General features: G+C 71.0%; 23 protein-coding genes and 1 pseudogene. 8 read left to right on the forward strand and 16 right to left on the reverse strand.

Annotated elements, in window-relative coordinates:
* Positions 1-164: 164 nt before the first annotated feature.
* The 4 genes from OG905_RS05885 to pip form a co-directional block, all read right to left on the reverse strand.
* Positions 165-2333 carry a putative bifunctional diguanylate cyclase/phosphodiesterase gene (locus OG905_RS05885; RefSeq protein ID WP_328666534.1) on the reverse strand — a complete coding sequence of 723 codons (2169 nt, stop codon included), beginning with the start codon at positions 2331-2333 and terminating at the stop codon, positions 165-167.
* Complete coding sequence (locus OG905_RS05890) at positions 2330-3142, reverse strand: SAM-dependent methyltransferase (protein ID WP_328666535.1); 813 nt, start codon at positions 3140-3142, stop codon at positions 2330-2332. The genes OG905_RS05885 and OG905_RS05890 overlap by 4 nt, the downstream gene beginning before the upstream one ends.
* A 222-nt stretch (positions 3143-3364) precedes the next feature.
* Positions 3365-4363: an SCO0930 family lipoprotein gene (locus tag OG905_RS05895; RefSeq protein WP_328666536.1), complete on the reverse strand. Its 999-nt coding sequence runs from the start codon at positions 4361-4363 to the stop codon at positions 3365-3367.
* Positions 4364-4569: 206 nt separating this feature from the next.
* Positions 4570-5535 (reverse strand): prolyl aminopeptidase, encoded by a 966-nt coding sequence (gene pip, locus OG905_RS05900; protein WP_328666537.1) that lies wholly within the window; start codon positions 5533-5535, stop codon positions 4570-4572.
* 324 nt (positions 5536-5859) lie between these two features.
* Between pip and OG905_RS05905 the strand changes: the two genes are divergently transcribed.
* Positions 5860-6384, forward strand: a complete 525-nt coding sequence (locus OG905_RS05905) for a hypothetical protein (RefSeq protein ID WP_328666538.1) — start codon at positions 5860-5862, stop codon at positions 6382-6384.
* 199 nt (positions 6385-6583) lie between these two features.
* On the opposite strand, the gene OG905_RS05910 is transcribed toward OG905_RS05905, so the two are convergent.
* Positions 6584-7117, reverse strand: coding sequence for a hypothetical protein (locus OG905_RS05910; protein WP_328666539.1), 534 nt, complete (start codon positions 7115-7117; stop codon positions 6584-6586).
* A 313-nt stretch (positions 7118-7430) separates the two neighbouring features.
* On the opposite strand from OG905_RS05910, the gene OG905_RS05915 reads away from it, so the two are divergent.
* Positions 7431-8081, forward strand: a complete 651-nt coding sequence (locus OG905_RS05915) for a class F sortase (RefSeq protein ID WP_328666540.1) — start codon at positions 7431-7433, stop codon at positions 8079-8081.
* Between the two features lie 60 nt (positions 8082-8141).
* Here OG905_RS05915 and OG905_RS05920 read toward each other — a convergent pair whose 3' ends face one another.
* Both OG905_RS05920 and lysX read right to left on the reverse strand, forming a co-directional pair.
* Positions 8142-8984, reverse strand: a complete 843-nt coding sequence (locus tag OG905_RS05920; RefSeq protein ID WP_328666541.1) for a polysaccharide deacetylase family protein — start codon at positions 8982-8984, stop codon at positions 8142-8144.
* 101 nt (positions 8985-9085) lie between these two features.
* Positions 9086-12391: pseudogene (gene lysX, locus OG905_RS05925) on the reverse strand (bifunctional lysylphosphatidylglycerol synthetase/lysine--tRNA ligase LysX).
* Positions 12392-12500: 109 nt separating this feature from the next.
* Between lysX and OG905_RS05930 the strand changes: the two are divergent.
* Complete coding sequence (locus OG905_RS05930; protein WP_328666542.1) at positions 12501-12974, forward strand: universal stress protein; 474 nt, start codon at positions 12501-12503, stop codon at positions 12972-12974.
* A 13-nt stretch (positions 12975-12987) separates the two neighbouring features.
* On the opposite strand, the gene OG905_RS05935 is transcribed toward OG905_RS05930, so the two are convergent.
* Entirely contained in the window at positions 12988-14058 is a 1071-nt protein-coding gene (locus tag OG905_RS05935; RefSeq protein ID WP_328666543.1) for a CapA family protein, read from the reverse strand.
* Positions 14059-14316: 258 nt separating this feature from the next.
* On the opposite strand from OG905_RS05935, the gene OG905_RS05940 reads away from it, so the two are divergent.
* Together OG905_RS05940 and OG905_RS05945 are read left to right on the forward strand one after the other, a co-directional pair.
* Complete coding sequence (locus OG905_RS05940) at positions 14317-14844, forward strand: sigma-70 family RNA polymerase sigma factor (RefSeq protein ID WP_328666544.1); 528 nt, start codon at positions 14317-14319, stop codon at positions 14842-14844.
* A 313-nt stretch (positions 14845-15157) separates the two neighbouring features.
* Positions 15158-15643, forward strand: coding sequence for a sigma-70 family RNA polymerase sigma factor (locus OG905_RS05945; RefSeq protein ID WP_443044060.1), 486 nt, complete (start codon positions 15158-15160; stop codon positions 15641-15643).
* Between the two features lie 15 nt (positions 15644-15658).
* Here the strand turns inward: OG905_RS05945 and OG905_RS05950 are convergent, their stop codons facing one another.
* Positions 15659-18490, reverse strand: coding sequence for an ATP-binding protein (locus tag OG905_RS05950; RefSeq protein WP_328666546.1), 2832 nt, complete (start codon positions 18488-18490; stop codon positions 15659-15661).
* A 275-nt stretch (positions 18491-18765) separates the two neighbouring features.
* On the opposite strand from OG905_RS05950, the gene OG905_RS05955 reads away from it, so the two are divergent.
* Both OG905_RS05955 and OG905_RS05960 read left to right on the forward strand, forming a co-directional pair.
* Complete coding sequence (locus tag OG905_RS05955; RefSeq protein ID WP_328666547.1) at positions 18766-19425, forward strand: hypothetical protein; 660 nt, start codon at positions 18766-18768, stop codon at positions 19423-19425.
* Between the two features lie 271 nt (positions 19426-19696).
* The gene (locus tag OG905_RS05960) at positions 19697-20221 is read left to right on the forward strand and encodes a hypothetical protein (RefSeq protein WP_328666548.1); all 525 of its coding nucleotides are present in this window, start codon (positions 19697-19699) and stop codon (positions 20219-20221) included.
* A 30-nt stretch (positions 20222-20251) separates the two neighbouring features.
* Here OG905_RS05960 and OG905_RS05965 read toward each other — a convergent pair whose 3' ends face one another.
* From OG905_RS05965 to OG905_RS05995, 7 genes are all read right to left on the reverse strand, one after another.
* Positions 20252-20476, reverse strand: a complete 225-nt coding sequence (locus tag OG905_RS05965) for a hypothetical protein (protein WP_328666549.1) — start codon at positions 20474-20476, stop codon at positions 20252-20254.
* 94 nt (positions 20477-20570) lie between these two features.
* Positions 20571-21791: a sensor histidine kinase gene (locus tag OG905_RS05970; protein WP_328666550.1), complete on the reverse strand. Its 1221-nt coding sequence runs from the start codon at positions 21789-21791 to the stop codon at positions 20571-20573.
* A complete protein-coding gene (locus OG905_RS05975; RefSeq protein WP_328666551.1) occupies positions 21788-23521 on the reverse strand; it encodes a sodium/solute symporter in 1734 nt (577 codons plus the stop codon). Before OG905_RS05975 ends, OG905_RS05970 begins: the two co-directional genes overlap by 4 nt.
* A gap of 22 nt (positions 23522-23543) precedes the next feature.
* Positions 23544-23924 (reverse strand): hypothetical protein, encoded by a 381-nt coding sequence (locus tag OG905_RS05980; RefSeq protein WP_328666552.1) that lies wholly within the window; start codon positions 23922-23924, stop codon positions 23544-23546.
* A gap of 86 nt (positions 23925-24010) precedes the next feature.
* On the reverse strand, positions 24011-24280 hold the full coding sequence (locus tag OG905_RS05985) for a hypothetical protein (RefSeq protein WP_328666553.1): 270 nt from the start codon (positions 24278-24280) through the stop codon (positions 24011-24013).
* A 162-nt stretch (positions 24281-24442) separates the two neighbouring features.
* Entirely contained in the window at positions 24443-25291 is an 849-nt protein-coding gene (locus tag OG905_RS05990; protein ID WP_328666554.1) for a LytR/AlgR family response regulator transcription factor, read from the reverse strand.
* 132 nt (positions 25292-25423) lie between these two features.
* The gene (locus OG905_RS05995; RefSeq protein ID WP_443043899.1) at positions 25424-25669 is read right to left on the reverse strand and encodes a zf-HC2 domain-containing protein; all 246 of its coding nucleotides are present in this window, start codon (positions 25667-25669) and stop codon (positions 25424-25426) included.
* A gap of 196 nt (positions 25670-25865) precedes the next feature.
* On the opposite strand from OG905_RS05995, the gene OG905_RS06000 reads away from it, so the two are divergent.
* Complete coding sequence (locus OG905_RS06000) at positions 25866-26537, forward strand: zf-HC2 domain-containing protein (protein WP_328666555.1); 672 nt, start codon at positions 25866-25868, stop codon at positions 26535-26537.
* The last annotated feature ends 21 nt before the right edge of the window (positions 26538-26558 follow it).

A 26558-nucleotide genomic window follows, 5' to 3' on the forward strand; every position in this document is an offset into this window, starting at 1 on the left:
GGCGACTGACGCAACGCAGCATGGGGGCACCTCCCGTGCCCGAAGGGCTACGGGGGTGGGGGCCCCTCCCACGCCGAAGGCTGTGGGGGAGCGTGCCAGGGCACGCGAACCCGGCAAGATCCAAACGACAGGCCCTAGGTCCGGGGCGGAGCCCCGGGGGGAAACTACACCGCGTCCGCCAGAGACAGCGCGTGCAGCTTGTCCGGCGGGCCCGGGCGCGCGTAGTACCAGCCCTGAGCCGTGTCGCAGCCGAGCTCCCGCAGCTGCTCTGCCTGCGCGCCCGTCTCCACCCCCTCGACCGTGACCGCGAGTTCCAGGCTGTGCGCCAGCGAGACGATCCCCTCGACGATCTTCAGATCGACGGGGTCGGCCGGATGGCGCTGCATTCCCTGGGTGAAGGAGCGGTCGAGCTTGAGGACGCTCACCGGCAGCCGACGCAGGTTCGCCAGATTCGAGTACCCCGTACCGAAGTCGTCGAGCGCTATGTCCACGCCCATCTCGGCGAGTTGGCGCAGCGGCTTCAGCAGGTCCTCGTCCGCGCCGATCAGCGCGGACTCGGTCACTTCCAGGCAGAGCGCACCCGGTTCGAGGCCGGAGCGTTCGAGGACGTCGACGGTGTCGGCGACCAGGCCCGGGTGGTGCAGCTGCGCGGGCGAGAGGTTCACGTTGATCCGCAGTGGACCACCGTCGGAGTGGCGCTCCTGCCAGTATCTGGCCTGGCGTACGGCCTCTTGGAGCACCCACCGGCCCAGCGGCACGATCAGTCCGGTGTGCTCGGCGAGCGGAATGAACTGGTCCGGTCCCAGCACTCCGTGCTGCGGATGGCACCAGCGTACGAGTGCCTCCGCGCCGTGCACGCTTCCGTCGCCGAGGTGCACCAGCGGCTGGTACTCGATGAAGAACTCACCGCGCTCCAGAGCCGCGGGCAGCGCGGTGGTCAGACCGTGCCGGGTGATCGCGCGGGCGTCCGCCTCCGGGTCGGCGAGCTCGAAGCGGTTGCCGCCCGCGGACTTGGCCCGGTACATCGTGATGTCGGCGCTGCGCAGCACCTCGGCGGGGGTGCGCTCGCCCGCGGGGCCCTCGACGATGCCGATGCTTCCGCGGACCGTGAACTCCCGTCCGTCGACCCGGATCGGGGATGCGAGCGCGCCGAGGATACGGCCCGCGAGCTCGTCGACACCGATTTGCGTATCGGGTCCGGTGGTCAGCGCCACGAACTCGTCGCCGCCGAGGCGGGCCACCATCTCGCCCTGCGCGGTGGCGCAGCTCTGCAGCCGGTCGGCGACCTCCACAAGGAGCCGGTCGCCCGCCGCGTGTCCCAGGCTGTCGTTGATCGCCTTGAATCCGTCGAGATCGAGGTAGCAGAGCCCGAAGCGTGAGCCCTCGCCACCGGACAGGGCCTTCTCCAGCCGTTCGAAGAAGAGCGTCCGGTTGGGCAGCCCGGTCAGGGCGTCGTGCGTGGCCTCGTAGCGCAGCCGCAGATTGAGCAGCCGGCGCTCCGTGGTGTCCTCCATCAGCGCGAGCTGGTACTGCGGCTTGCCGTCGGCGTCCCGCAGCAGAGAGACCGTCAGATTGGTCCAGAGCACGGTGCCGTCATTGCGGAAGAACGGCTTCTCGACGCGGTAGTCGTCGCGTTCGCCGCGCACCAACTCCCGGTACAGCTCCCAGACATGGGGCCTGTCCTCGGGATGGGACCACTCGGTCACCTTCCGGCCGCGCACATGGTGTTCGAGGCCGCCGAACATCCGCGTCAGGGTCTCGTTGACCTCGAGGATATTGCCGTCGAGGTCGGCGATCCCGATGCCGATCGCGGCTCCCTCGAACACCGCCCGGAAGCGGGCCTCGGTCGCGTGCAGCGCCTGTACGGCGTCGCTGCGCGCCAGCAGCGAGGAGCGGGCGATGGCCTCCTGCTCGGCCAGGGTGCGCTCGCGCAGCCCCTGGGCGAAGCCGGCGGCCAGCGCGTGCTGCAGCTTCGCGCAGCGGGCCCGGCTCTCCTCGGCCGACTGCTCGGGATCACCGCTGCCGCAGTAGAGCACCAGATAGGCGTCGACGACGCCGAGCGTGCGGCTGAGCGCCTCCGGGTGCGTGCAGTGGACATCGATGAGGGCTGCCCCGATCCGCTGGGCGCTCTGCGGGTCGAAGGGGCGCGTGTGCAGCGACTGGCTCAACTTCCGTGCCAGCGGCAGCAGATGCTCCTCGACCTCGGGCCGGGTCAGCGACGTGGCCGTCACCGGGAACACGGCACGGCTCCAGATCGTCGCGAACCGGCGGAGTCTGTCCTCCAGGCCGTCCGGGTCCGCCGGGGAACCCGCCGCCTGCGCCGGCGCCATCACGCCTTGCGCCCCACCCCGGCGAAGCCCGAGAAGGCATATGGGTCTTCCTGCTCGGTGGGGGTGTCGGGCCGCCAGCGCGGCATGGACACCAGGCCGGGCTCGACCATCTCGTACCCCTCGAAGAACCGCGTGATCTGCTCGCGCGAGCGCATGATCAGCGGGTTGCGTATGTTCCGGTAGACGCCGACGGCGCCGCCCGCCTGCTCCTCGGAGAGCGGGATTCCTTCGTACGAGGCGTGGGTGACGACGACGAGACTGCCGGGCGCGAGCGCGTCCCGCAGCAGGGCCACGGCGTTGTACGGGTCGTCCTCGTCCTCGATGAAGTGCAGTACGGCGACGAGGAGCAGCGCCACCGGCCGCTCCAGGTCGAGCAGTCCGACGACCTCGGGGCGGTCGAGTATCTGCTGCGGCTTGCGCAGATCGGCGGAGACGACGGCCGAGCGCTCGTCGCCGTCCAGGACTGCCCGGCTGTGCGCGACGGCGACCGGATCGTGGTCGACGTAGACGACCCTGGCCTCGGCGCTGGCCTGCTGCGCCACCTCATGGACATTGCCGAAGGTCGGAATGCCGGAGCCGATGTCGAGGAACTGGGTGACGCCCTCGCTCACCGCGTAATTCACGGCCCGGCGCATGAACGCCCGGTTCGCCTGCATGATCTTGGGGAGGCCCGGCATGAACTCCATCGCCTTGCGGGCGGCTTCCCTGTCGACCTCGAAATTGTGTGAGCCGCCCAGGTAGTAGTCGTAAATGCGGGACACGCTCGGCACCGATATGTCGATGCCCTGCGGGGCCCAGGCGGGACGCTCCATCGATGTCTCCAACAAGTCGCCACGGGGGAGTTCGGCCATGTCCATGGCCAGTGTTCGAGCCGAGGCTACTGATCGCCCGCCTGGAGAGCGAGCCCAAACGGAAATTAGCGGTCCGTTCTTGGTCACACGTGTTGCTCCGCACGGGTGTTGACATGACGACCGGCCCGCCTGCACGCGGGGGGCGTGAGACGGGCCGGCCGGGCCGGACGCGCAGCGTGGGGACTATTTGGGCGCTCCGACCAGCTTGCCCTGGGGAGAAACCGCGTACCAGGTGCCGCCAACGCCCTGACCGTTGGTGTCACCGGGCTTGGCGTCGCCCGCGAAGGTGTAGATCGGCCAGCAGTCGATGCTCTGCTGCTTGATTCCGTCGGGACGGTTGAAGGTCACGAAGCCCTTCTTGATGATTCCCTCGGTGTCGTTCTTGTCGACAGGGGCGACAACCGGCCACTTCTTGAGGCAATCTCCAGTGCAGGCCGACTTCATGGGCCAGGCGGAGTCTTTCTTGAAGCGGTAGACCGTCATTCCGTTCTTGTCGACGATGATCTCGCCGAGCTTGGGGTCCTTACGGACCGAAAGGCCCGCGAGATCCGCCTGCTCGCCGCCCGCTTCCTCGCCGCCGTCGCCATAGCCGCCCTCGCCGGAGTCCGAGCCACCGCCGGCGCCGCCCGCGGCCTTCTTGCCGTCGGGGGCGGAGGCGAACCACGTGCCGCCCACGCCCTGGCCCTTGGCGTCACCGGGCTTGGCGTCCTTGGCGTAGCGGTACATCGCCCAGCCGCCGATGGTGAGCTGCTTGGTGCCGTCGGACCGGGTGACCTCGCCGACCAGGGAGGGGTCGACGCCGGGAGCGGCCGAGGCACCGCCGGCGGCCACGATGGGCCAGGTCTTCGCGCACTCGCCTTCGCAATTCGACTTCGGCGGGCTGGCGGTGTCCTTGTCAAAACGGTAGAGGGTGAAGCCCGCGCTGTCGGTGACGACCTTGCCGAGCTCCTTGCTGTCCCACACGGCCAGCTGGCCGGCGGGCTTGGCCGCCGCCTGGGCCGCGGTGCCGGAATCGGCACCGTAGTCGGAGCCGTAGCCGCCGCTGCCGGGCTGGGCCGGATTGACGGCGCCGACAGCCTGGCCGTTGGGGGTCTCGGTGCCCTTGTCCTGACCGCACGCCGTCGTCAGCGCGAGTACGGCCGCCGCAGTCACCGCGAGCGAGGCGTTACGCCAGGTGTTCATGTCCACTCCCGTTAATCCATCGAACCTGTTGCGACGCCTGGGTGCGCCGTGTTCATGGCCCTAGGTACGGACAACGGGGCGGGATGTGTTCAACGCGTCGAGAAAAATATCCGAGGTCGCGAACGCGAATCGTCGAAATCCCGCTTCCATCAGGGGAATTCACCCCACAACGGAATGGCTTGATCTCAACTGCCCCACAGGTTCCTTCAGTCACTCAGGGAGCCGAACCGGTCCAGTGCTCCGCGCACCTGCGCCCGCATCGACCGGCTGCCCTGATGCCCGGAGTCGTCGACGACCACGAGTTCCGCATCGGGCCAGGCGCGCTCAAGTGCCCAGGGGGTGTCGAGCGGGCTGCTCAGATCGAGCCGGCCGTGGAAGAGCACGCCCGGGATTCCCTTCAGCCGGCCGGCGTCGCGCAGCAGGGCGCCCTCCTCCAGCCAGGCGCCGTGCGCGAAGTAGTGGGAGGCGATCCGTACGAGCGCCAGCCGGGCGGCCGGCGGGCGGCCGCCGTAGGGGCTGGGAGCGCCCTCGGGTTCCATGGACAGCACGGTGTCCTCCCAGCGGCACCACTCGGCGGCGGCCCTCTCCCGTACGCCGGTGTCGGGGTCCGCCATCAGACGCGCGTAGGCGGCCACCGGATTGACCTCGTCGCCGGCGAGGGGGGTGAAGGAGCGGAAGCGGTCCCATGCCTCGGGGAAGAACCGTCCGACGCCGCGGTAGAGCCAGTCGATCTCGGACCGCCGGGTCGTGGTGACCCCGTTGACGACGATCTGGGAGACCCTCTCCGGATGCCGCTCGGCGTAGGCGAGAAGCAGCGTCGAACCCCACGAGCCGCCGAAGAGCAGCCAGCGCTCGATCCCGAGGTGCTCGCGCAGGCGCTCCATGTCGGCGAGGAGATGGCCGGTGGTGTTGTGGGTCAGATCGGACGCGGGGTCGGCGGCGTGCGGTGTGCTGCGTCCGCAGCCTCGCTGGTCGAACAGGACGACGCGATAGCGGTCCGGGTCGAAGTAACTGCGTACGCCGGTGGAGCATCCGGATCCCGGACCGCCGTGGACGACGAGTGCGGGCTTGCCCTCGGGGTTGCCGCAGACCTCCCAGTGGACGAAGTGCCCCTCGCCGACATCGAGCATCCCCTGCTCGTACGGCTCGATCGGCGGATAAAGCTCGGACATACCCTGCGCTCCCTGTCTGTACGGACGGCTCAGGGGGTGTCTTTCGGATCTTGCCGGGTTCGGCCTGATCCAAAAGACACCCCCTGAGCCGCCCAGTACACCCCGGCCGGGGCACGTCCGCCCCTCCTTTCTCATCCGCCGACCCGGACAACGCCCCGACACCCCCTGGCCGTCCGCCGCACGGGGGACACGGATGCCCCATTCGCGCTACAGCGATCGCGGGGTATAACAGCCGCTTCTAGCGTTTCGGGCATCGAGGTGCATTCCCCGCATTTTGTGGAAACAGGTTCCGCAGCTGCTCCTCGGAGACCCGGAGGACTGACCATGCGCGCGAAACGTGCCGCATCCGCCGCTCTGCTGGGAGTGGCCTCACTCGCTCTGACCGCCCCCATCGCCCTGGCCGCCGACAGTCAGGTGTCGTCGCCCGTCTTCAGCGTCGCCCCCTCGACCGTCTCGCCGGGCGGCCGCGTCACCCTGTCCGCCACCGGGTGCAACACGACCTCCACCGCCTCTTCCGGGGTCTTCGACACCGTCAGCATCAGCCCGGGCTCATCGGCCACGGTCACGGTCGACCTCGACGCCAGGCCGGGCGCCCAGTACTCGGTCCAGTTCAACTGCCCGGGGCAGGGCACGGGCTCGTTCAACCTCACCATCAGCGGCGGCCGGTCCACGCCGACCATCAGGACCACGTCGACCTCGACCGCGCCCGCGGGCGTCAGGGGCGGGCTCGGCGGCAGCATCGGCGGGCTGAACGCCGGGGAACTCGCCGCGGGCACCGCACTGGTCGTGGCCGCGGCCACCGGCACCATCTTCGTCGTACGCAGGCGAGCGGAGAGCCGCCGGCACTGACCCGCCCGCCTCCTGACCGCTGATCACCCCTGGGGGGTGTGCGGCGGATCAGGCTGGGCTCTCGACGCCCTGCGACTCCGTCTCCGGCGTTGTCGTCGGTCGGCATGGCTCCCTCCTCCGCCTAACCGCCCGTCGCCCCGAGTCCTGGCCAGGACTCGGGGCGACGGGCGGTTACGGGTCGACCGGGAGGTTCGGCCGGTCAGACCTTTCCGCTGATCATGCGGCGGCGCCGGACGATGAAGAGCGAGCCGCCGACGGCCGCCGTGGCGACGAGTCCGCCGCCGATCGCCATTTCGGTGCCGCTCGGGCCGACCGAGCCGCCGAGGCCGCCCATCGCGCCGCGGGCCGCCAGCACGGTGAACTGCGCGGTCGCCACGTTCTGACTGTCGTTGCACCTGACGGCCAGGTTGTACTGTCCCGGTGCTGCGTTGTCGTTGACCCGTGCGCTGGCGGTCGAGATGCCGTTGCGGGGCTGGGAGAGATTGGTCTGCGGGAAGGCGTTGGACGTGACCGTGCCGCCGCGGTTGCAACCCCGGACGGTGATGGTCAGAGTGCCGCCCTGATGGACAGCCTCAGGACTGACGGAGAGGACCTGGACTCCGCCGTCGCCCCCCTGCCCTCTTCCACTCTGACCCCCTTGGCCGACGTCGCCGCCCGCGGCGGCCATCGGGGCAGAGAGCCCGACGGCCGCGATGGCGGCCGCGGCCACTGCGAGAGCGCGTGATGCACGCATCGTAGAACCTCCTGTTGGAAGACGCCCCAAAGCGGCGCTCCGGGAGATTCGACGAGTACGTCTTCCACGACGAACCCTCACCGGGCCGGACAACCCCCGCATTTCGGAATTGGTCCCTTCCGGTGAGCGACACGCCGACGACACGCCGGGAGATCTGACGGAGTCCCAGGTCACGGACCGTCAGAATTTTTATCCGACAAATACGTCGGATGGGCCAGCGCCACCCGGCCCGCCACCCGTTCGCCCCTCCCTCCTCGCCGGTCCCCCTGCGCTCACTTAGCGTGCGTACAGGCGCCTACGAAAAGGGAGAGTCATGGGCGAGTTGTACAGCGGCTCGGAGTCGAGGAAACGCTCGCCCTGGGGCGTACTGGCCCTTGTCATGCTCACCGGGTTGGCGATGATGAGGAATGGCGTCGATGTGGGCCTGGGCCCACCCCAGCCGGCGGCCGCCGCATCGCTGAGCCGCCCCGGCGAGACCTTCGCCCCTCTGGTCGCCGCTCGGACACTGCCGTACGCCCCCGCGGAACGCGTGCGTATCCCCGCGATCAAGGTCGACGCACCGGTCATGAACGTGGGCCTGGACTCCGACGGCTGGATCGAGGCACCGCCGCCCCAGGACCCCAATATCGCGGGCTGGTACCAGAACGGCATCGCCCCCGGCCAGCGCGGCACCGCGGTCGTCGTCGGCCATGTCGACAATCTGTCGGGGCCCGCGGTCTTCTACGGACTCGGCTCCATCCAGAGGGGCGAGCACATCGAGGTCTCCCGCTTCGACGGGAAGACCGCGGTCTTCGAGGTGTACGGAGTCGAGGTGTTCTCCAAGGCGAACTTCCCCGGTGCCCATGTGTACGGCGACACGGGCTATGCCGAACTGCGCGTGATCACCTGCGGCGGCGGCTATTCGAAGGGCCACGGCTACGACGGTAACGTCGTCGTCTTCGCCCGGATGGTCAAGGTCCGCTGATCCGGGCCCGGATGAGCCGGTCCGCCGCCAGTCCGCCGCCGCTGCTGCTGCTGCTGCTGATCAGCGATGCGGCACGGTGATGGTGTATCCCGCCTCCAGCAGTTCGGGCAGATAGCGGCGCAGAGCAGCGACGCTCTCCGAGCGGTTGCCGCCCGCGTCGTGCGAGAGGATCACGACGCCGGGCGCCGCGCCGTCGAGCACCCTGCGGACGATGGTCGTGGTGCCGGGCACGGTCCAGTCGCGCGAGTCGAGAGTCCAGCCCAAGGGCTCCATACCGAGTTCCGCGCCGATTTCGAAAGAGAGCTTGTTCCAAGCTCCGTACGGGGCGCGGTACCACAGCGGCGCGGCACCCAGGGTCTGCTCGACAAGCTCGCTGGTGCGGCCCAGTTCGCTGCGGATCTTCGAGGGCGGGAGCCCGGGGATCAGCGGGTGGGACCAGGTGTGGTTGCCCACGATGTGTCCGTCGTGGGCAATCTCGCGCAGCAGTTCGGGGTTGTCGGCGACCATCGAGCCGCAGACGAAGAACATCGCGCTTACGTGGTACTGGCGCAGGGTGCTCAGAATGCCGGGCGTGTAGTGGGGATCAGGCCCGTCGTCGAAGGTGAGCACCAGACCGCGGCCCGGCGCCCGAAACCGCTCGAAGGGTCTGGTCCGCACCGGCGGCAGCGCACGGCGGAATCGCGGTGGGACGTCCGCCGTCATGGGCTGCAGCCGGTACGCCGACTCCCTCACCGGCGGGCCCGCGGCGGCGCCCCTGGCGCCCGCTGCCGCGCCCGGTGCTGCTGCCCTGCCGGGGCTCCGGCCCAGCTCGGTGAAGAGCGTCCCGGTGGTGGCGGCCGCGCCGAGGCAGGCCGCGATACGGAGTACCGTTCGGCGACTCGGGAGCATCTGATCAGATTTCATGACTAACTGCTCGCACGACCGGGGCCCCTGACACCTCACCAACACCGTTAGGGCGGGTGAAAGCACCCGATGGGAGCAGCCCGGGGCCGCGCGCGGGCGCGTCAGTTGCGGCGGACGAGCGGGAAGGGCAGTGTCTCGCGGATGGTCAGCCCGGTGAGGAACATGACGAGCCGGTCGACCCCGATGCCGAGACCGCCGGTCGGCGGCATCGCGTACTCCAGCGCGTCCAGGAAGTCCTCGTCGATCTCCATGGCCTCCTGGTCACCGCCCGCGGCCAGCAGGGACTGCGCGGTAAGCCGGCGCCGCTGCTCGACGGGGTCGGTCAACTCCGAGTAGGCGGTGCCCAGTTCGGTACCGAAGGCGACCAGGTCCCAGCGTTCGGCCAGGCGCGGGTCACGGCGGTGCTGGCGGGTGAGCGGGGAGACGTCGGTCGGGAAGTCCTTGTAGAAGGTGGGCAGCTTCGTCCGCTCCTCGACCAGACGCTCGTACATCTCGAGGACCACGTCGCCGCGGGTGTCGTCCGGGGTGTGCGGCACACCCACCCGGTCGCACAGTCTTCGCAGCACGGCCTCGTCGGTGTCGGCGTCGACCTCCTCGCCGAGCGCGTCGGACACCGCCCCGTACAGCGTCTTGACCGGCCAGGGACCGGAGATGTCATGCTCCACCAGCTTGCCGTCCGGGCCCGCCTTGTGCGCGATCGGGGCGCCGAAGGCGGCGGTGGCCGCGCCCTGGATCAGCTCGCGGGTCAGATCGAGCATCACGTCGTAGTCGGCGAAGGCCTGATAGGCCTCCAGCATCGTGAACTCGGGGTTGTGCTTGTAGGAGACGCCTTCGTTGCGGAAGGTGCGGCCCATCTCGAAGACCTTCTCCAGACCGCCCACACACAGTCGCTTGAGATAGAGCTCGGGGGCGATCCGCAGATAGAGATCGAGGTCGTAGGCGTTGATGTGGGTGGTGAAGGGGCGGGCGTTGGCGCCGCCGTGGATCTGCTGCAGCATCGGCGTTTCGACCTCGAGATAGCCGCGCTCCAGCAGGCCCTGGCGCAGCGCCTGGACGGCGGTGGAGCGGTGGCGTACGACATCGCGGGCGCCGGGGCTGGACACCAGGTCGAGATAGCGGCGGCGGACGCGCGCCTCGGGGTCGGCGAGGCCGCGCCGTTTGTCGGGCAGGGGGCGCAGGCACTTGCCGGTCAGCTGCCACGCGCTGACGAAGAGCGACAGCTCGCCCCTGTCGCTGGCGCCGATCTCGCCGGTGGCGGTGATGTGGTCGCCGAAGTCGACGTCGGAGGTGAACCCGTTCAGTACGTCTGCGCCGCAGGTGTCACGGGTGAAGGCGAGCTGGAGGTCGCCGGACCAGTCGCGCAGCACCGCGAAGACGACACCGCCGAGGTCGCGTACGACCATCACGCGCCCGGCGACGGTGGCCTTCCGGCCGGTGCGGGTACCGGCCGCGGGCGCGGGGTTGAGGCTTCGGATCTCGGCGAGCGTGTCCGTGCGCTGGGCGATGCCGACGGGGTACGGATCGATGCCGTCCGCCCGCAGCCGCTCCAGCTTGCGGTGACGGATGCGCACCTGCTCGGGCAGCCGCTGTTCCCCCGCCGCCTCCGCCGAGGCCGGACCCACCAGGCCGAGGGAGTCGATGGACGGCAGCCCCGCGGTCGTGACGGGGCTGACGACGCCCCGGTGCCGTGCCTTCCCCTTGCCCCAGAGCTTGCGCAGGCTCGGTACGGAGACGAAACCCTCCGCGATCCCCGAGGCCATGCCGACCCGGGCGAGGGAGCCGGCGTCTCCGTAGCAGAGGAAGCGCGGATACCACTCGGGCTGGTACTTCACGTTGGAGCGGTAGAGGGCTTCCAGCTGCCACCACTTGGAGAAGAAGAGGAGCAGCCTGCGCCACATCCGCAGGACCGGGCCCGCGCCGATGCGGGCGCCCTCCTCGAAGGCCGAGCGGAAGACCGCGAAGTTGAGGGAGATCCGGCGGACGCCGAGTCTGGGTGCCTGGGCGCAGAGTTCGGCGACCATGAACTCCATGACGCCGTTGGGGGCGGTGCGGTCACGGCGCATCAGGTCGAGCGAGATGCCGTCCTTGCCCCAGGGGACGAAAGAGAGCAGGGCGATCAGATGGCCGTCGTCGTCGAAGGCCTCGACGAGCAGGCAGTCCCCGTCGGCCGGGTCGCCGAGGCGGTCCAGTGCCATGGAGAAGCCGCGTTCGGTCTCGGTGTCCCGCCATGCGTCGGCCTTGTCGACGATGCCCCGCATCTCCTCGTCGGTCAGGGCGGAGTGGCGGCGGATCCGGACGGTGGCCCCGGTGCGCTTGACCCGGTTCACGGCCTGCCGGGTGACGCGCATGTCGCGGCCGTCCAGGTCGAAGCGGGCGACGTTCAGGATCGCCTCGTCGCCGAGCTGGATCGCGCCGAGTCCGGAGCGTGCGAAGGCCCTGGCGCCCTCCTCCGAGGCTCCCATCACTGCGGGGGCCCAGGCATAGCGCTTGGCGAGGTCCAGCCAGGCCTGGATGGCCGGGGCCCAGGACGCCCGGTCGCCGATCGGATCGCCGCTGGCCAGAGCGACTCCGGCCTCGACGCGGTAGGTGACGGCCCCCCTTCCGCTGGGCGAGAAGACGACGGCCTTGTCGCGGCGGGTGGCGAAGTAGCCGAGTGAGTCCTGGGAGCCGTACGCACCGAGCAGGGCCCGGATCCGGGGCTCCTCGTCGCCGTGCAGGGCGGCTTCCATGCGCTGTGAGCGAAAGAGCGTGGCGGCGGCGCTGAGCAGGGCGATCGCGCCGAAGAGACCCAGCAGGAAGAAGAGGAAGCGGGGCGGGTGGCCGTCGAACTGGTCACCTGAGGCCAGTCCGCCGAGCACCCGGTTGGCGGCCCACAGCAGGCGCTGGTCCTGCGGCAGACCGCCGGGGAACAGCTCGACAAGGCCCCAGCCGACGAGCACGCCCGCGGCCAGCCCGAGGACCAGGACGAGAAGCGCGTGACGCAGCGACGCGCGCCGGGACGCGGCGTAGAACTCTCCGCGTGCCGCGACGAGCACCGCGACGGCGGCGGTGCACAGCACCAGATTGGGGATCCACGTCCACTCGTGGTCGACGGCCAGGACCAGTACGTCCGCGATCAGCAGCAGGGCCAGATAGCTGACGACCAGCCACCACGCGGCCTTCTTCCGCGCGCCGATCGCCGCGGCGAGCAGCAGCACGAAGACCGCGTAGGCGAGGTTCGCGCTGACAGGGATCGCGACGCGGTCCAGGAAGACGGCGACGGGGCGCAGCAGGCGCCGCAGCGGAGGGATGAGCGAGAGGATCACTCAGAAGACACCGAGAGCGGCGAAGAACATCGCGAAAGCGCCGGGCACCCTGCTGAGCAAGCCGCCACGGGCGGAAGTGGGCTGCTCCACGGTGACACTCATGATCTGCACTTTAAGGAGACCACCGGCGGGCCGCCTGTTGGAAGGGATGAGGTCCTGTCCGGTTGATCAGGCCGCCAAGACCGGCCGGACAGGGCCTAACCTCGATGCTGTGACAGAGCAGCGGCCCCAGCAGCAGCCTCAGCGCTTCGAGCGCGGTACCGACGGCCCGAAGGTGATCGTCGTCGGCCTGGACGGATCCGATTCCTCGATGCGGGCGGCGGCGTACGCCGGAGGGCTCGCCCGGCGGCAGAACGCCCTGCTCGCGATCGTGTACGTCCAGCCGGTGATGCCGACCGGTGCGGCGTTCGGCGCCCTGGTCGGGGACGCGACCGGGGACGTCGCCGCGGAGTTGGTGGACGAGATCCGCTCGGCGGCCGAACGGGTCAAGGGGATCTGGAACGTCCGCTGGGAGTTCCACACCGTCCGCGGTGACCCGTACAGCGGACTGGTCGCCGCGGCCGACAACCTGAAGGCGGACGCCGTGGTGGTGGGTGCTTCGGAGTCGGCGGGCCACCGGATCATCGGCTCGGTGGCGGTCAGGCTGGTCAAGGCTGGCCGCTGGCCGGTGACGGTCGTTCCGTAAAGCCGGGGCGACGTCAGCGGCCGAGGGTGAGGCCGTCACCGGCGGCGCCGCGGCTGAGCACCGCCGCGCTGATCGCCTGCTGTGCCTCGCGAAGCTCGTCCCGGTCCGCCCCGCGTCGCAGCGCGTCCGGGAGATTGATGACGCGTCCGGCGTCGGTGTCCATCCACGTCGGGACGAACTCCGCCTTCTTCACCACCCAGCGCCGACCGGGCTCGGCGGGCGGTACGAAGGTGAAGCGGCCGATGGACCCGTGGTTGCCGCCCATGCCGTAGACGATCCAGGTGCCATTGACCTTCTCGTACGGCTGTGGCACTCGGGCCTGTGTGCCGAGGACGAGGTCGATGTCGGGGCGACCGTCGCTGGTGGACTCCGTGAGCCGCCGGCCGAGGTTCAGCTGATGCTCGTCTGGCTCGGTCTGCCACCGCGTACCCCAGTCCAGACTGACGACGACCACATCCGCTCCGGCCCTGCGGGCGGCGCGCGCGTCGGCGACGATCTTCTTCTCGTCGATGAGACTGACCGCCCAGGGCTGCCTGTCGGCGAGCGTCAAGCCGTTGGTGGCGGAGGTGTAGGCCAGCTGGGCGACCTTGGCGCCGCCGGCCTTCAGCCAGGCCGGGCGGCGGGCCTCGGCGGCAGTACGGGCCGATCCTGCGTGTCTGACGCCCGCCGTGTCGAGCGCGTCGAGGCTCTGGTTCGAGGTGGTGGAGCAGGAGTCGTACCCGGTGGAGCCGAGCGCCTTCGCCAGCTGCGGCAGGGAGGTGGTTTCGGGGTAGTGGCAGATCGCCAGATCGGCCCGCGAGACGACGGACCTGATGCCCGCGAGGAGGGGCCGGAAGTCGTAGCCGTCGCCGCCCGCGTCGGCCCTGGCCCGGCGGACGACCGAGTCGTGCGCGAGCATGTCACCGCTGGCGACGAGCGTGAAGCCGCGGGTCGCGCCGGCACCGCCTGCGGCGGAGGGGGCGGGGTGCACGGTCCCCCGGTTCGGCGGGGTGTGGGCGGCGCTCGTCTGTCCCACGCAGCCTGCCGCGGTGGTGAGGAGTAGGAGGGTGGCGGCCGCCGTTCCCTGACGCGTGCGCTGAGTCATCGGTCAGGGTTGCCCGTCGGGGGATGGTCGAGTCAAGCGACAAAGCCGACATGTCACTGAGACGGAGGTAGGGGGTGTCCGGACACCCCCTGGGCGCTGTCCGGCCGTTCGAATGGCTCCCGGCCGCCCGCTCACCGCACCATTCGCCGCTCCGTGCGACCGCTCGCCGACGACCGCTGCACGTCATCTGTCCCTCGGCGCCCTGATGCGTTCGTATACGCCACGTGGCAGCGACCTCCGCACGAAAGGGTGTTGGCAATGGCGACGGCGACCGAGACGACCGACGAGCGGGCCATGGCGGAGCTGCAGCGTGAGCACGGGCCCGCACTGCTCAGCTTTCTGCTCGGTCTGACCTACGGGGACCAGCAACGCGCCGAGGACCTGCTGCAGGAGACGCTCGTACGTGCCTGGCAGCACCCCGAAGCCTTCGACGGGCCCTACGAGTCGATGCGGCCCTGGCTCTTCACGGTCGGCAGGCGGCTCGCGATCGACGCCAGGCGCTCCCGGATGGCCCGGCCGACCGAGATCGGCGACGGCGTCCTGGCCACCACGCCGGACCCGGCGGACGTCACGGAGATGGCCGTTGCCGCGATGGATGTGCGGGCCGCGGTCGAGTCGCTGAGCCCCGAGCACCGCGCGGTGCTGGTGCACATCTACTTCCACGGGCTGAGCGTGAACGAGGCCGCCGAGGAGCTCGGCATACCGGCCGGAACGGTCAAGTCGCGTTCGTACTACGCACTGCGTGCGCTGGCCCGCTGTCTGCCGGGGTACGCGCGCCGCCGCTGACAACCGGCCCGGCTTTCGCGCCGCTCGTCGCGCCTGGCCGACCGTTCGTCGCGGCCCTCGCCGTCCGGTGCGGCCGCTGAGCGCCGAGCAGGCCGGGATCCGCCAGGTGGCGGATAACTCCGCGGGCGCCTCCCGCCACCCTTCTGTGAGTCGGTTCAGTCGGCCGACGCGGTCAGCATTCCGCCTCAGAAGGAGAGTTACGGTGACCACCACCCTGGACCAGCACACAGGCGCCACCGCGACCGCGCCGCACACCGAGGCACGTACCGAGGCACGCACCGAGCCGCGCACCGACGAGCAGGCGCTCGCCGAGCTGCAGCGCGAGCACGGCAGGGCCCTGTTCCGTTTCCTCCTCGGACTGACCTACGGAGACCGGCAGCGGGCCGAGGATCTCGTCCAGGAAACCCTGGTGCGCGTATGGAAACATCCGGAAGCACTCGAGACTGACCATGATTCGATGCGCCCCTGGCTGTTCACCGTGGGCCGCCGCCTCGCGATCGACGCGCGCAGGGCCCGGCAGGCCCGCCCCACCGAGGTGGCCGCGGACAGCCTGGAGCAGTCCCCCATGACCGAGGACCACACCGAGATCTCGTCCACCGCGCTCGACGTGCGCCAGGCCGTCAGGACGCTCAGCCGCGAGCACCGTGAGGTGCTGGTGCACATCTACTTCCGCGGGCTGTCCGTCACCGAGGCCTCCGAAGCCCTCGGCATCCCCGCGGGCACCGTCAAGTCCCGTACGTATTACGCCCTGCGCGCTCTGCGCAAGGTGCTGCCCGGCTACGGCGCACTGGCCGTCTGAAGCTCGCCGGCCGGCTCACTCCCCCGCGGCCCGCAGTGCGGCCTTCCTCGCCACCTCGGTGCGCGACCGCAGCTGCAGCTTGCCGAGGATGTGTGACACATGAGTCTGGACGGTCCGCCGGGACAGGAACAGCTCGGTGGCGATCTCCGGGTTGGAGCGCCCCTCGGCGACCAGCAGCGCGACCTTCAGTTCCGCCGGTGTGAGCGACTCCCACCCGCTGGTGGCCCTGCGGCGCGTCGTGCGGCTGCCTCTGCGAACCCCCAGCGTGCGCAGCCGGGCCTCGGCCCTGGCGATGTCCCACCGGGCGCCGAGAGCTTCGTACGCCTCCACGGCGCGGTCGAGACCGGCGCGCGCTGCCGCGAGGTCCCCGTGCCAGGCCAGCGCCACCGCGAGATCCTCCAGGGTCAGCCCCAGCAGCAGGGGCCGCGAGCCGCGTTCGTAGTTCGCGACCGCCTGTGACAGCAGTGCCGGATCCTGGGCGAACAGTCCCCGGCACCGGATCGCCGCGGTCGCCGGGCCGGGAGCTTCGTGCGACCGCGCCGCCTCCGCCTCGCAGGCCGCCAGCGCCGCCTCGGCGCTCGCGATGTCCCCCGACTCCAGGCCGAGGCGGACCAGGTCGGGAAACAGCCGGTGGCGCTCATGGACCATGTCGGCGGCGTACTCCTCGGACAGTATGGGGAGCAGCACCCGCAGCGCGTCGTGCGGGCGGCCGTCGCGCTCGGCCAGCAGGGCACGCGCCAGCAGCAGAGGGACGGCTTCGCGGCGGGCCGCCGTGCCGACGCCCAGAGCGTCCGGCTCCACCAGCTCCAGATGGGCGACCGCGGCCGCTCGCTGATCCTGGTGGCCGAGGATCAGCGCGTGCATTCCGTGGACGAGTACCGGCACCCACGCGTCCGAGACCTTGAGCGCAGCGGCCTGCTCCAGATGTTCGGCCGCCCGGTCCCAGCGTCCGGTCCGGAACTTTAGATCGGCACAGCGCGCCTCGATGCCGACGAGGCGGCCGGTGGAGCCCGTGAGCCGGGCCAGCGTGCGCGCCTCCTCCAGGGTCTTCTCCGCGTCCTCGGTCCGGTGGAACTTGACGTGTCCCTCGGCGAGATTGGCGAGCATCAGCAGCCGGATGTCGCCGGCCGCCGGGGCCTGGCGGGCCCGTGCGATGCCCTGTGCGACCTGGTCGAGAGCCTCGCGTTCCCGGCCGAGCCGGTAGTACACGTACGACATCGCGTGGCGTGCCTCGGCCTCGGCGAGGGGGTCGCCGAGCCGCTGCGCCGCAGCGACCGTCGCCTCCCCCTCGGTGCGTGCCGCCTCCAGCCGGTCCAGGTCCGTGTGGCAGAGCACCCGGCAGGCCACCAGTCGGATGTGCCAGACGGCACAGAGACCGGGCTCCGCCAGTGCCTCCTCGGTCGCCTTGAGAGCCTGTGCCATGTCCCCCTGGACCATCAGAGCCGAGGTCAGCATGAAGCCGAGCACCACACGGCGCGCGGGGTCCTGCGCACGGTCGCGCAGGATGCGCACCAGACCGGCCGACTCGGGGCGGCGCAACAGCGTCGCCGCCTCGGCGAGCCGCTCCTCCAGGACGGGACGGTCGGCGTCGCTGGGCTCGCCCTGCTCGATGGCTCGCTCGATCAACTCGGCTGCCAGCACCGGGGACTGGGAGTTGAGGGCGCCCGCGTGCTCGACCAGCCAGTGCACCGCCCACCCGGTCATGGGCCCCGGCACTGCGCGCAGCTGACCGGCGACGACGGGCGGTGGCGCACCCGCGTCGAGCAGCGCCCGCGCGGCGTCCAGATGCAGCGCCGAACGCACCGATGCCGGGACCCCGGCGTACAGCGCTTCGTGAACCACTTCATGGCGGAAGCGCAGCCGGTCACCGGTGTCGCTCAGCAGACCCGCGGCGAGGGGTTCGTCCAGGTCCTCGAGGAGCTGCCGCGTGGTGCGGCCGAGCACGAGGGCGAGCTGTCCGATGTCGAACTCCGTGCCGAGGAGGGCGGCTTGGCGGAGCGTTTCGTACGAGGTGGGCGAGAGGAATCCGATCCTCTCCGCGAGTGCGCTCAGATGCCCGGATTCCCCTGGGGGCACGGTGAGTTCGGCGCGGCCACCATCACGGTCGACAGCACCCTTGGCCAGCAGGCCGGTCACCAGGTCCGCGATGTAGCGCGGGTTTCCGCCCGCGAGAGCGACCCTGCCACGCAGCCGGGGGCCGAGCGGCGCGCCGACGAGGCTCTCGGCGAAGCGATCCGTCTCCTCGGGCGTGAGCGGCCCCAGAAACAGCGGCAGGGTGCCGCGCTCGACCAACCCGGCCCGCAGCCGGTCGAGTTCACGGCGCCGGGGCACGGGCCGGCAGGACGCCACCAGGAGCAGCGGCAGCCGGGGGGCCGCCTTGCTCAGTCGCTGCCACATGAGCAGGCTCGCGTCATCGGCCCACTGCAGATCGTCCAGTACGAGGACGAGCGGTCGCTCGGCGCAGAGCTCGTCGACGACGGCCAGCAGCCGGTCCATGGCCGCCATCAGTGATGCCTCGGCCGTGGTGGCTTCGGCGCGTTCACCGTTCAGCAGCGCGACGATCTCGCTGCGCCCGGTGTCCGCGGCGAAGCCGTCGCCGTACAGAAAGTCGTCGCCGTAAAGGCAGTCGAGAACGGCGCGGAGCGGGTAGCCCTGCCACAGCTCGTCGCCGCTGCCGTGCCTTATGCGACAGCCGGGCTCGTCCGCCGTCGGGAGTGCTTCCTTCAGCAGGCGCGTCCTGCCCGCTCCCGGCTCGCCCTCGACGAGCGCCGAGCCCCCGCGTCCCGCTATGGCCTCGTCGAGCAGTGCGCGCAACGTGCCGATGTGCCCTTCCCGACCGATCCACACGGCGGCCACCCCCCACCCCGTCGCCGTGACGCGGCGCGGGGGCGGATTCTCTCGCCCGGCCTCGCGGCGCGTACCGACCCGCATTATCCGTGCGCGGCGGACCGGCAGTCCACAGGTCACGGTCGGGCGTGGCGCGGCGGCGGGGCGCGGGCGGCGAGCGGGGCCACGCGCGGCGGCACGAGCGGACGCACGGGTGGCGGCTGAACCCGGGGCGCGCGCCGTGCGTAATGCCCGAAGTGACCATCGCATGCTTCGACCATCCGAGGACGGTTCCTGTGACCGAGACGCCCTCATCCCGGCGGCCGGCGATCGCCGAGACGGCGCTCGCCGCTCTGGCGCTCAGCCGCTGCCCCGACGCGGCTGCCGCCCGGGCGGCCCGTCGTGCGCGCCGCTGGCTGCGCGGCGCCTCGCCCCAACCGGCGTACTCCACGGCCGGGTTGATCGAAACAGCGCTGCGGACGCTCGCTCTGCGCGAAGGCGAGCCGGTCGATCTCGGCCACCCCTTGCTCTGCGCACCCGGCTGCGCCGCCCTCACCCGGATCGTCCACGCGGTCGCCGTCCACGTCGATCTGGCCGTCGTCGGCGGCGCCCCGATCGGCAGGCTGGGCGGACTGCTGGCCCGTGACATCGCGGCCGGTACGCCGTGCCCCTTCACCGGCCGGCCCGGCTCCCCCGCCCTGCTCGCGGCCCGGCTTCTGGTCGAGCATCCGACAGCGGGCCGCCTGCTCGTACGCGAGGCGGTGGCCCATATCGCGGCCTCGCGACGCGACGAGGCGCGCATCGAGGACGAGCCGCCCGCCACGGCGCTGGCTCTGCTCGCGCTCAGCGCGGCGGACGCGGGCAGTCCCGCGTGGCGCAGATGCCGGGCGGGGCTGTTGCGCATTCAGCTCCACGACGGCAGCTGGCGGCACCGGCCGGTCCCGGTGGCGGCCTGACGCCATGGCCCGGGTCCGCCGTCCGTCTGTCCGTCCGTCTGTCGGTCCGCCGTTCGGCTTCAGTCCGTCGGGCCGTCGATCCGTCCGAGGCTCAGTCCCGCGCGCCCCGGATGTCTCTGCGGTGTCCTTGTCCCCCTCGGGCCACGTCCAAGGAGCGACAGTATGCGAAACCTCACGCGCAAGTTGAGTAAAGACGGGCTCCTGGCCGTGTCTGACGGTGGAGGCTCGTCGTCGTGTCGGCACGAAGTCGTCCGGAAGGAAGGTGGGAAGGGTGCAGCCCGAGAGTACGAACGGAACCAGCGGCGGCGGGCTGGCAGTCCCCATGGCGTGGCTCTGCGCCGAGTACATCGCCGACGAGATGCTGCGAGCGGGCGCGCTCGTGCAGGGCGGTTCGCTCGAATACCGCGCGGGCAGACAGACGCTGGCGCTCACCATCTATCTGTGCGACAGCGCGGACGAGCTGGCGGGCGTGCGGGTGGTGTCCCGGATCGACGAGTGGCTGTCACTGACCTCGTACGGCCATCCCTGGCAGGAGTGGGTGCAGGAGCGGCTGACCGCCCGGCAGGAGCGGGAACGGGACCTCGACGAGGGAGCCGATCCGGATCTGGCACTCGCGCTGGACGCCTGGCGCTGGCTGCGGCAGACGGAGCTGCTCGCCGCCGATCTCGGGGACGGCGAGCCCTGGCACCCGGCCGGTCCGCAGTCCGGCGCCGTGGACGAGTACGCGGAGATATGGACTCCGGCCTGGCAGCTGGGTCTGCCGCTGAGCCACCTGGCCATCCATCTCTTCTGCTGAAGGTCCGGCGACGGCTCTCCTGCCGACGGTCTAGACCGCGTGCAGCCGCCTTGCCCCGCGGCTGAGTTGGCGGACGGCACGGGTGGCCCGCCGGTGCACCTCGGCGACCGGCAGTCCGAGCGCGGCCGCGGCCTCGCCCGGGGTGCTGCGCAGCACGTGGAGCTGATGGACCACCGCGCGATCGCACGGTTCGAGCGCGCCGAGCAGGCTGCGCAGGTCGTCATGGGCGGGTGCCGCCGCGGATTGCGTGCACATCTTTCGTACTCCCCGTTGTCGTCGCTCATCGTCACCGCTTGATACGAAACGAGTGGCAAGGCGACTCAATGCCGGCAAGGAAATCGGCGAAGTCTCAGCCCGTGGACCGGCGGCCCGCCGAGGAGTGCACGCCCGAGTGGTACTTGGGGAGCCGGATCGTGATCTTCATGCCCGCGCCGACGCCCGTCTCGATGACCAGTCCGTGATCGTCGCCGTACACCTGGCGCAGCCGCTCGTCGACATTGGACAGGCCGATGCCCGACGACGCCGTCCGCTCCCCCGCGAGGATCCTCCGCAGCACGGCCGGGTCCATGCCCACGCCGTCGTCCTCGATGGTCACCATGGCCTCGGATCCGGCGTCCTGTGCCGCGATGGTGACGCGGCAGTCGTTCCTGGAGTCCTCCAGACCGTGTTTGACGGCGTTCTCGACGAGCGGCTGCAGACACAGGAACGGCAGGGTCACCGGGAGGACTTCGGGTGCCACCTGGAGCGTCACCTTGAGGCGGTCTCCGAAGCGGGCACCGGCGAGCGCCAAGTACTGCTCGATGGAGCGCAGTTCGTCGGCGAGATTGGTGAAGTCACCGTGCCTGCGGAAGGAGTAGCGGGTGAAGTCGGCGAATTCCAGGAGCAGTTCACGGGCCCGCTCGGGATCGGTGCGGACGAAGGAGGCGATCGCGGCGAGCGAGTTGAAGATGAAGTGCGGCGATATCTGGGCCCGCAGCGCGCGGATCTCGGCCTCGATCAGCCGGGTGCGGGAGCGGTCGAGCTCGGCGAGTTCCAGTTGTACGGAGACCCAGCGGGCCACCTCCGTCGCGGCCCGCACCAGGACGGCCGACTCCCGCGAACCGTAGGCGACGAGCGCCCCGAGCACACCCTCCTCGCCGGTGAGCGGGGCGATCACGGCCCAGCGCAGGGGGCACTCCAGGTCCTCGCACTCGGTGTGGACGCTCTGGCTGCGCCCGGAGTCCAGCATGTCGGCGACGCGCACCATCACCCGTTGCTCGTGGTGGTCGGCGCCCGGACCGTCCCAGGCGAGCACCGTTTCGCGGTCGGTGAGGCACAGCGCCTCGGTGCCGAGCAGGGAGCGCAGCCGACGGGCGGCCTTGCGTGCGGTGTCCTCGGTGAGGCCCGCGCGCAGCGGGGGCGCGGCGAGCGATGCGGTGTGCAGGGTGTGGAAGGTGGCGCGCTCGACGGGTGTGCCCAGGTCGAGGTCGGGCTTGGTGCCGCGCCGTGCGGTCAGTCTGCCGAGTGCGACACCGGCGGCGAGCAGGAGCGCTCCGGCAGCGGCCAGTGCGGCCATTGCAGTCCCGGTCATCGTTCCGCTCCTTCGGGCTGCGGCCTGCCGACGAGGTCTTCCGGCAGATGCAGCCGCGCGAGGATGGCGGCGGCACCGGGAGGTATGTGGCGCTGGGTGGCGAGGGACACCAGCACCATGGTCAGAAAGCCGACGGGTACCGACCACACGGCGGGCCACGCCATCAGGGTGTGCACCCAGCCGGCCGGGGCGAGGCCCGCGCGGGTGGCCATCACCGCTGTGAGGGCCGAGCCGCCGCCGGCGACGAGCCCGGCGGCGGCGCCGGGCGGGGTGAGTCTGCGCCACCAGATGCCGAGCACGAGCAGCGGGCAGAAGGAGGATGCCGAGACGGCGAAGGCGAGCCCCACCGCGTCGGCGACCGGCACATTGGTCGCCATCACGCTCAGGGCCAGCGGCACCGCCATGGCGAGCAGGGTCGCGAGGCGGAAGTGCCGTACGCCGCGCGAGGGCAGCACGTCCTGGGTGATGACACCCGCGACGGACATGGTCAGTCCTGATGCGGTGGACAGGAACGCCGCGAACGCCCCGCCCGCGAGCAGCGCCCCGAGCAGGTCCCCGGCGATGCCGCCCACCATCCGCGCGGGCAGCACCAGCACGGCCGCGTCCGCCTCACCGGTGAGCGAGAGTTCGGGGGCGTAGATCCGTCCGAGGGCGCCGTAGACGGGCGGCAGCAGATAGAAGGCGCCGATCAGCCCGAGGACGACGAGTGTGGTGCGCCGGGCGGCGCGGCCGTTGGGGCTGGTGTAGAAGCGGACGGCGACATGCGGGAGCCCCATCGTGCCGAGGAAGGTGGCGAGGATGAGTCCGTACGTCGCGTACAGGTGGTAGCCGTCCCTGCCGCCGGACAGCGGCTGGGACCAGCTGGCCGGATCGGAGCCGGAGGAGGCCCGCTGGGGCACCTCGGCGCCCTGCGGGAAGCCCAGGCTGGTCCCCGCCCCGATGCGGTGGGTGCCCCGGTCGAGGGTGACCTTGCCGTTCTCGTACGGGGTGTTGTCGATGTCTCCGGTGACGGTGAGCGTCAGCGGTTTGTCGAAGTCGACGCGGACGGTGTCGTCGATGCGCACGGTGGTGTGTTCGCGGAACAGGGCCGGTGCGTCGAAGCGGGCCCGCGGTGTGTCGTCACCGGCCCAGGCCGCCACGAGGAAGAGGGCGGGCACCAGCAGAGCGGTGAGCTTGAGCCAGTACTGGAAGGCCTGCACAAAGGTGATGCTGCGCATGCCCCCGGCCGCGACGGCCACCGTGACGACGAAGGCGACGACCACGCCACCCACCCAGTCGGGTGCGCCGGTAAGGATCTCCAGGGTCAGTCCCGCGCCCTGGAGTTGGGGCAGCAGATAGAGCCAGCCGATGCCGACGACGAAGAGGCTGGCCAGTCTGCGTACGGCCGCGGACTCCAGCCGGGCCTCGGCGAAGTCGGAGAGGGTGTACGCGCCCGAGCGGCGCAGCGGGGCGGCCACGAGCACCAGCAGGACGAGATAGCCGGCGGTGTACCCGACGGGGTACCAGAGCATGTCGGGGCCCTGGAGGAGCACCAGTCCGGCTATGCCGAGGAAGGAGGCGGCGGAGAGGTACTCGCCGCTGATGGCGGCGGCGTTGAGACCGGGCTTCACGGTGCGCGATGCGACGTAGAAGTCGGAGGTGGTGCGGGATATGCGCAGGCCGAGCGCGCCGATGAGCACGGTGGCCAGCACCACGACGGTGACGGCGGTCACCGCGTAGGTCTGGTTCATGTCCGGTCACCGACGAGCACGGTCAGCGGCCTTCGACAAGTCTGCTGAAGTCCTGCTCGTTGCGCTCGGCACGGCGTACGTACCAGCGGGCCGTCAGCCACATCACCGGGTAGACGGCCACGCCGAGCGCCACCCAGACGAACGGCTCGGGTGAGGAGAGGGTGCCGCCGAAGGCGGCCGGGAGCGCGAACAGCAGCGGCAGTGAGCCGACGAGCAGGGCGAGTGCCCCCAGTGCGTAGAGGGCGGCCCGCAGCTGGCTGCGCATCAGGGAGCGCACATAGGTGGCACCGAGTGTCGTCTGCTCGCTGATCTCGGACCGGGCGGGCGCGTGCCCCGGTGCACGCCGGGCGCCGCGCGGCACGCCGGTGACCACCTCGCGGCGGGGTTGTTGCTCTGCAGACATCGTCGTCCGCTCCAGCGTCGGTAGGCGAACTCTCGGGAGCTGTGGAGTCTACGCAGGCGCGATTACCTGCGGTAGGCCTGACCGGCTCAGTGGCCGGTGCGCTGGGCGCAGTCGCTCAGCGCGATCTCCAGCTCGACATAGGACTCCTCGGCCCTGCGGAAGGCGACTTCGAGGGCGGCTTCGGCGCGCGGGCCGACAAGCCCCTGGGCCGACTCCTGGATCTCGTACAGCACATCCGCCCAGCGTCCGGCGGCGCTCTTGACCGTGGCGAGCAGGGCTTCGAGGTCATGAGCGCCGGCCACCCGGGTCGCGGGCAGGCTCCGGAGCTCCTCCAGCAGTGCTTCGATGTCGGACATCAGGCCCCTTCCCCGCTTGCCGGATCAAGGTTAGGCGGCGGCCGGGGGCGGCTGCGGCCGAATGGGAGACCGGTCGGTCAGCGGACGGCGCGCGTCGCCGTACGGCTGTGACGGGTCGACGAGCGGCTGCCCACGGCCGCCGAACGGTCACACGTCTGCGTGTCAGCCCCTGGCGTGCCGCATCAGCAGATCGCGCAGCTGGCGGGCGTGACGGCGGCTGACGGCGAGCTCCGCGTCGCCCACCCGGACCGTGGTCGTCCCGGCGTCCAGGCGCAGTTCGTCGATGCGGGCGAGGGCGACGAGATGGCTGCGGTGTATGCGTACGAACCCACGGGAGGCCCAGCGCTCCTCCAGTGTGGACAGCGGGATGCGCACCAGATGGCTGCCGTCCTTGGTGTGGAGGCGGGCGTAGTCGCCCTGGGCCTCGACATAGGCGATGTCGTCGATCGGTACGAACCGTGTGATACCGCCCAGTTCGACCGGTATCTGCTCGGGACCGGCGGTACTCCCGACAGCGGTGTGCTGCGGAGCGGCCGGTGCGGTGTGCGGTACGGGCGTGTTCGGTACGGGCGTGCGCGCGGCATGGTCCTCCGGCGCGGGCCGCCGGGGCTCGCGCGCCGAGACGACCAGGTCACGGACCCGCCGTACGGCTTCGGCCAGCCGCTCCCTGCGCACGGGCTTGAGGACATAGTCGACGGCCTTGAGGTCGAATGCCTGGACGGCGAAGCCCTCGTGGGCCGTGACGAACACGATCAGCGGCGGGCGCGCGAACCCTGCGAGCAGCCGGGCGACATCCAGGCCCGTCAGTCCTGCCATATGGATGTCCAGGAAGACGACATCGATGCCTTCCTCGCCGTCCGGGCCCGCGTCCACCGCGCGGCTGATGCGGCGCAGTGCCTCGGTGGCGTCCGTGGCTCCCTCCGCGCTCCGGACCCGGGAGTCGGAACGCAGCAGGTAGAGCAGTTCCTCAAGTGCCGGTTTCTCGTCGTCGACAGCCAGTACGCGCAGCATGCTGCGGAGTGTAGGTCCTGTCCGGTCGATCAGGCCGTCAGCGCGGCTGCCGCCGCCACCAGCTGAAGCCGGCGCCTGCGGCTCTGCCGCCGGATCGGCCGGACAGGACCTCGGCGCGCCCGGACGGCGGGACTACGGGATGTCGTCGCCGAGACCGTCGAGCAGGTCGTCCTCGGAGAACAGGGCCAGCAGCGCGGGCGCGTCGGCCATGTCGAGATAGGCGATCCGGCACGGGTCGCAGAGCTGCAGGTGGCCGGAGACCCGGGCGTCCTCGTCCGGGCCGAGCGCGCCGAGGACGTATGCGCCGAGCAGCAGTTCCACATGGGCGCTGTCGGGGTGCGGCACGGTCATGCTGGTCCCCGTTTCTCCACCTGTCACGCACCCATTCTGCTGGCACCGGTCCCCGGCCCTCAAGGGAGTCCGGCAAGCAAGCCCCCTCACCTTCCCGCACGGCCGAAGCGCCCGTCGCGTTGCGCTTGTGACACATGGGTTGAGCAGAGCGGGCGCCTGATGCGTACTCCATGGCGACAGACCGCAACGAAGTCAGCACCGCAAGAGACGAATCGAGGACGCCATGAGCATCAAGCAGCGACACCAGGACGTCGCCGCCTATGCGCTGGGCGTCCTCGAACCCGCGGACGCCTTCCGCTTCGAGGAGCACCTCGCCGAGTGCGTGATGTGCACCGTACAGCTCTCGGACTTCACCTCGGTCGCCGCGTCACTGGCCGAACTCGGGGGACCCGAGCGGGTCGAGGCCTCTGTGAGCCCGCGCCTGCTCGACCGGCTGACCGGCGAGGTCGCGGCGGAACGGCGGCAGAGCCGCAGGCGCCGGCTTCAGCTGGTGGCGGCGGCAGCCGCGCTGATCGTGGCCCTGCCGGTGGCGGCGGTCGCCCTCCGGGGCGGCGGCTCAGGACCGGCCGGTCAGCAGGTCGAGGCGAGGGACGCCAAGACGGGCGTCACCGCGTCCGCGACACTGCAGGACCGGCAGTGGGGCACTGCGGTCTCGCTGCATCTGTCCGATGTCAAAGGGCCGCGCACCTGCTGGCTGGTCGCCGTCGGCAAGAACGGCATCGAACACCCGGTCCTCAGCTGGGCGGTGCCGGAGGGCGGCTACGGGATCGCGGGGTCACGCGGACACGAGGAGCCGCTGGACATCGAGGGCGGTACGGATGTGCCGAGCGGCGAGATCGCCCGCTGGGAGGTCCGGGCGGCCGACGGGCAGCCGCTGGTCTCCCTCGGGGGGTAGGGGGTGTCTTTCCGCTGCCCG

This window comes from Streptomyces sp. NBC_00322, from assembly GCF_036147535.1.
In the GTDB taxonomy this organism is placed as follows: Bacteria; Actinomycetota; Actinomycetes; order Streptomycetales; family Streptomycetaceae; genus Streptomyces.